Source organism: Martinezella sp. CNPSo 3795, assembly GCF_057784475.1.
In genome coordinates this window covers 1-2621 of record NZ_JBXSOQ010000029.1, presented here as the reverse complement: position 1 = coordinate 2621, position 2621 = coordinate 1, and the positions used below count along the sequence as shown (strand labels likewise).

Annotated in this window: 2 protein-coding genes; both read right to left on the bottom strand. The window is 61.0% G+C overall.

Annotation, left to right across the window (positions count from 1 at the left end):
- Nucleotides 1–130: 130 nt before the first annotated feature.
- A complete protein-coding gene (istB, locus tag AC13QY_RS32010; protein ID WP_488494569.1) occupies nt 131–883 on the bottom strand; it encodes an IS21-like element ISRsp2 family helper ATPase IstB in 753 nt (250 codons plus the stop codon).
- Nucleotides 884–894: 11 nt separating this feature from the next.
- Nucleotides 895–2445, bottom strand: a complete 1551-nt coding sequence (gene istA / locus AC13QY_RS32005; RefSeq protein ID WP_488494568.1) for an IS21 family transposase — start codon at nt 2443–2445, stop codon at nt 895–897.
- Nucleotides 2446–2621 lie beyond the last annotated feature (176 nt).

Sequence of the window (2621 nt, the reverse complement as noted above, 5' to 3'; positions counted from 1 at the left end):
TGCGCGCTTCGCAAAAACTGGACATTGATTCCGCTAAATCCCGGACAGCAGTTTCACTAAAGTCCGGACAGTTTGACGAGGTTGGTCCTCGGCGGCCTGGTTACCATCAGAGTTGATTGATTTCGCCGTTTTAGGCACTCGTCAAGAGGGGAGCGCCTTTTTGCTTTCGCATACTCTCGCCCCGGAGAGTGATGCGATGAGCATTGTGCACGATGCGGTCGAGTATGGCGTCGGCGACCGTGCTGTCGGCAATAAGGTCGTGCCAGCTTGCCACGGGGACTTGGGCTGTGATCAGGGTGGACTTTCTCTGATAGCGCTCCTCGACGATTTCGAAGAGATGGAAGCGCTGCTGATCCGAGAGCGTATGGGTTCCAAAGTCGTCGAGGATGAGGAGCTGGACGCGGGTGAGCTTGTCGATCAGGCGGGGAAAGGAGCCATCGAGGCGGGCAAGCGCGAGATCTTCAAACATGCGCGGCACGCGCACATAGAGCACGGAGTGACCGAGCCTTGCCGCTTGCCTGCCGAAGGCACAGGCCAGCCATGACTTTCCGGTGCCGGTGTGGCCGGTGATAATCAGGCCCTCATGGGCGGTGAGCCATTGCCCTTGGGCCAGCGCCATGGTGTTGCGCCGGTCGAGACCACGGGCGGCGGCGAAGTCGATATCTTCGATGCAGGCCTGAGCGAAGCGCAGCTTGGCGGAGGCGAGCCGGTTACGGATGCGCTTGTCGGCACGCAGGGTAACTTCGCGGTCGAGCATTAGGCCGAGCCACTCATCGCGGCTGAGCTCATTGGTGCTGGACTGCTCGGTCAATTCGCGCCAGGCGGCAGCCATGCCGGTGAGCCCGAGGGCCTGCATCTGGTCGAGGGTGGGGTTTGTCAGCATTCTTGCTTCCTTCACTGATAGTAGGATCGGCCACGGATATTGGTATGCGCAGGCGTGGCGGCCGCGTGTTCAGCCTGCGGTCTTTCCCGGTCGAGGCCGGATTTGAGGATGGAGGCGACGGAGGAATAGGTGATTGCATTGATGGTGAGCGCCCGCTCACAGGCTGCATCGAGGCGCTGCGATCCATAGCGTGGCGCCAGCGACAGAATGCCCATGGCCGAGCGGTATCCCTGTTCCGGATGCGGCCTGTCGCGCATCATGCGTTCGACCAGGATAGCGGCATTGGGGCCGATCTGGGTCGCACGGCCGATCAGATTGGTTGGCGTGGTGTTGGCATAACGCTGATGCGCCTTCGGCATATGGTCGTTGACAGTGACGTGGCCGGAACGCTGGGAGCGGCGAACATGGCTGGCGACACGCTGGTGATCGTGGAAGATCTCGACCACCCGGTGGGTGAGCCGTACCTGGAGGGTGCATCCGATCAACCGATGCGGCACCGAGTAGAAGGTCTTGTCGACCTCGACATGGTAGTCTGGATGAACCTTCGCCGACTTCCATTCCGCATATTCGAACGGCATCACCGGCAGGGGCTTCAAGGCTGCCCGTTCGATCTCCTCAAACAGTTCGCGGCGGCTTTTGCCGACATGGCGCATCGGCCGGTTGTTCAGCTCCTCGAGCAATTCGGCAATCGCCGTGTTGAGGGCGGCAAGTGAGAAGAAGGTGCGGTTCCTGAGCCGGGCGAGGATCCAGCGTTCCACGATCAGCACCGCTCCTTCGACCCGGCCTTTGTCGCGCGGTTTCCTGCTGCGTGTCGGCAGGATCGTGGTGTCGTAATGCTCGGCCATGGCGGCGAACGTCGCAGTCAACGTCGGCTCGAACCAAAGGGCCTTGGCCACCCCTGATTTGAGGTTGTCGCACACGATTGCTTTGGTGACCCCGCCATAGAAAGTCAGAGCACGCACCTGGCCGTCAATCCAATCCGGCAACTGCTGGCTAAAGCTGGCATGGGCGAAAGTCAGATTGGAAGCACCCAGCACGGCCACAAAGATTTGGGCCGGATGGATGATGCCGGTCGCCGGATCGATCACCGGCACCGTCGGCCCGGCATAGTCGGTCTGCATCACGGCACCCGCCGCGTGCCGATTGCGGAACGCTACACTCGCGCGCTGCCGAAAGGTGGCGACCTTCTCGCAGAACCATGTGAAGCCGTAACCATCGGGATGACTGGCGCGGTATTCCTGCCATAGAAGCGTCAGCGTCACGCCTTTGCGCTTCAGCTCCCGAACCACCAGCGCCCAGTCCGGCTCACTGAGATCGCGCGGTGGTCGACCGGCGCGGCCGAACAGCCGCCGCTCCAGTTTTGCATCCTCGTCCGAGCCGATGGGCAAGGGCCACGAAAGCCCGGCTTCCCGAGCTCGCAGCAAATAAGTCGATACCGAGCTCTTGCCGATCTTCAGCCGCTCGGCAATCTCGCGCACCGAAAGACCCTCTTCATGAGTCAGGCGCAGAATTGTCCGGATATCCCTCACGGTCGTTCGTCTTGCTTGCTTCCGTCTCGGCATCGGCCCCTCTCAACGTTGTCGTGAGAAGCCTAATGGTCAAAACGGCGCTGCTCGAACCAACCCTCAAACCGCCGCCGGAAACTGTCCGGGATTTAGCGGAATCACTGTCCGGGAATTACTGAAAACTGTGTCCGGAGATTACCGGAAATCCTGTCCGGACTTTGCCGAAACCCGCA